The sequence below is a fragment of the Staphylococcus petrasii genome, assembly GCF_002902565.1.
GTDB lineage: Bacteria > Bacillota > Bacilli > Staphylococcales > Staphylococcaceae > Staphylococcus > Staphylococcus petrasii.
In genome coordinates, this window is the sequence record NZ_PPRC01000078.1 from 1 (window position 1) to 2,844 (window position 2,844).

3 protein-coding genes are annotated in these 2,844 nt (G+C 30.3%); 2 read left to right on the forward strand and 1 reads right to left on the reverse strand.

The window, feature by feature from the left end; translation table 11 throughout:
* The first annotated feature begins 378 nt into the window (after window positions 1–378).
* Window positions 379–906 carry an immunodominant staphylococcal antigen IsaB family protein gene (gene isaB, locus CD127_RS10365; RefSeq protein WP_103366659.1) on the forward strand — a complete coding sequence of 176 codons (528 nt, stop codon included), beginning with the start codon at window positions 379–381 and terminating at the stop codon, window positions 904–906.
* 93 nt (window positions 907–999) lie between these two features.
* Here the strand turns inward: isaB and CD127_RS10370 are convergent, their stop codons facing one another.
* Window positions 1,000–1,860, reverse strand: coding sequence for a hypothetical protein (locus CD127_RS10370; protein ID WP_103366660.1), 861 nt, complete (start codon window positions 1,858–1,860; stop codon window positions 1,000–1,002).
* 311 nt (window positions 1,861–2,171) lie between these two features.
* Here CD127_RS10370 and CD127_RS10375 point away from each other — a divergent pair, with 311 nt between their 5' ends.
* A complete protein-coding gene (locus CD127_RS10375) occupies window positions 2,172–2,636 on the forward strand; it encodes an arginine repressor (RefSeq protein ID WP_103366661.1) in 465 nt (154 codons plus the stop codon).
* Window positions 2,637–2,844: the final 208 nt, after the last annotated feature.

Sequence of the window (2,844 nt, forward strand, 5' to 3'; positions counted from 1 at the left end):
TTATAGAACATATGTTCGTATATTTGAAGAGGTTTCCTATACTATAAATAAATTTTATATATTTTATGGAATATAATGAATTTTTATTTGAAAAAAATGAGGCCATAAGTCTAACAAAGGGGAAGTAAACTTATGACCTGTAGTCATTACATAATATAACTTTTTGTGAAGGAGTTAATGGGGATATTACTCCTACATTTAGTATAGCACAATTTGTGTAAAAAAATATTGTTTTCATTGTGAACTTTAATTTAACAATATTTTAATAAAATTATAAAACTAAGTATTTGGTCTCCATTTTCAAAAATAATAAAAATTGTCTAAATGGGGGTTATGGAGTACTATATTTAATAGTTAAAGAGAGAGAAGACGAAAGTTATGAGAAAAACAACAAAAACTTTAGTAGCGACAACATTAGCATTCGGTACGTTATTTGGTATTGGTGCGACTGGAGAAGTGGCACAACATACTGCACATGCAGCAACTTCAGCGTATTACAACTATAACGGTTACGCTGGGCAAGATGTGTCATTCGTATTAGATAAAAACTTTAAAAATGCAGTTAAAGCTGAAAATGTCACATTTAACGGCATTAAATTAAAAAATACAAATTCTACAAAAAACGTTAAGAAATATGATCAATATTTCAGAAACGTATCTAAAGATGGTAAGACAGCATCTTTACTTGATATGAAAGTAACGGGTCATATGTCACTTGCACAACTTAATAAATTGTATGGCAAAGATTTACAAAAAATTGATAACGGTAAAAACAATACTACTGGAATTTATTACTACCAACCGAACCACAACGGTATGACTGTATGGTTTGATTTAAATAAAGGTAAAGTTGACCGTGTAGTGATGGGTTATAGCACAACACAACAAGCCATGAAAAAGAACTAGAACCTCTAGAAGAAAAATATAAGACAAATCTAAGGTAGACGATGCTACCGTTAGATTTGTCTTTTTTATTGTGTGTAAATCGCATATTTAATGTTATTTTTTATTACCGTAATGACCTATAGGATCGATCACTTTACCAGTTGTTTTATTGACATAGATGACTGATGCACCATTGCTACCTTGTTCTGCATATACGACAGAGACATAACCTTTAGGTAAATCGCTGTGACGTGATACATTTTTATCCACTTTAAGACCCATGCTATTTTCAATTTCTATTTTATGGCTATTGAAGTATTGTTTTGCCACACTCATGATTTCAACGTCAGAGAGTTGTCTTTTATAATTGAAATGACTTGTGTCATGAACGTTGTGATCAATAATTTTTCCAGTTGTTTTATTGATATAAATTGCTGATAAACCGTTACCGCCTTGTTCTCCATACACTACTGGAACATAGCCTTTAGGTAAATCGCTATAAAGAAATGTCTCTTTATCTACTTTAACGCCTACGCTTTTATTTAATTTAATTTGATGAATATTAAAATATTGTTTTGCAATATTCACTAGTTCACCATTAGAAAGTTGTGGTTTTTTATCATAGTTACCAACATTGTGAGTATTGCGATCGATGATTTTACCAGTTGTTTTATTAACATAAACTGCAGATGAACTATTAGCGCCTCTTTCTCCGTATACGACAGGAACATAACCTTTAGGTAAATCAGTATAAAGAGAAGGGTTTTTAGCTACTTTGATACCAATACTGTTGTCTGTTTCAATGTGACGTTGTTTAAAGTATTGTCTAACGATGTTTTCGATTTGAGTATTTGATAATTGTTTTTGTGCGGCATGTGCTTCGTTTGAATGAATTGCTTCAGTTGAATATCCAGCTCCTAATACAGTTCCAAGTGCAATAACAGATGACAAAGTGATTTTAGTGAATTTGTGCATAGTCAAATCTCCTTTATATAATTTAAATAATAGGGCTTTTGGAAAAGTATTACTATTTGATTACAATATTACATTTATATTACAAAAAGTGCAATATTACTTTCGTTTAATTTGTGTAAAATTTGTTAAATGTTATATAAGTCTAAAGTTAAAATAATTGTTCATGAAATGGATAAACAAATACATGCAAAATGATGATAACTTAGAAGTGATAGGCAAGTATAAGCCATGCTAAAGGTAAGGCTTGTCGATAAAGTATAGGGGTTGAAAGAGTTTATCTTCAATCTCAGGGATTAGAGGAGTTTATAACCATGAAAAAAAGTAAACGTCTAGATCTCATCACAACTGTTGTGAAGCAAAATCGTTTTAAGAAAAAGGAAGACATTGCAGATTACATTGAACAACACTTTGGTGTGCGTTACAGTGTGACGACAATTGCGCGTGACTTAAAGCAATTAAAAATTTTTAAGATGCCTGCGGTAGGGCAGCAATCGTTTTATAAAAAGTTAGAAGATACGCGTAAAACAGATGCGAAAGCGAAATTACTACATTATTATGAAGCGGAAATTCAGAATATTATTATTCAAGATAGTTATTTATTGATTAAGACGTCACCAGGATTTGCGCAATGTATCAATTATTTTATTGATCAGATGGAATTAAAAGAGGTATTAGGCACGGTAGGTGGTAATGATACGCTCATGGTACTGACTGCGTCGTCTGATATGGCACACTATGTGCATTATAAATTGTTTAATCATAAATATGCGAATTAATGCATAATATATTTGGTGGTATTATAAATTAATCTTCTTTATACTTATTTATGAAATACTGATAAATGAGTATTTCTAATATTTCCATTTTCAAAAAATATCTTTAAAAATGAAAATGATTATAAATGCAAAATGTTGTATAAAAAACTTTTACAGGGTAAATAGTAATAGGTTAATGAATGAAATATACACAGTTAATCATAAATAC

Bases quoted from the DNA above. Each gene is read 5' to 3' on its own strand.
- CD127_RS10375 (WP_103366661.1), top strand. From the start codon at position 2,172: ATGAAAAAAAGTAAACGTCTAGATCTCATCACAACTGTTGTGAAGCAA.
- isaB (WP_103366659.1), top strand. From the start codon at position 379: ATGAGAAAAACAACAAAAACTTTAGTAGCGACAACATTAGCATTCGGT.
- CD127_RS10370 (WP_103366660.1), bottom strand. From the start codon at position 1,860: ATGCACAAATTCACTAAAATCACTTTGTCATCTGTTATTGCACTTGGA.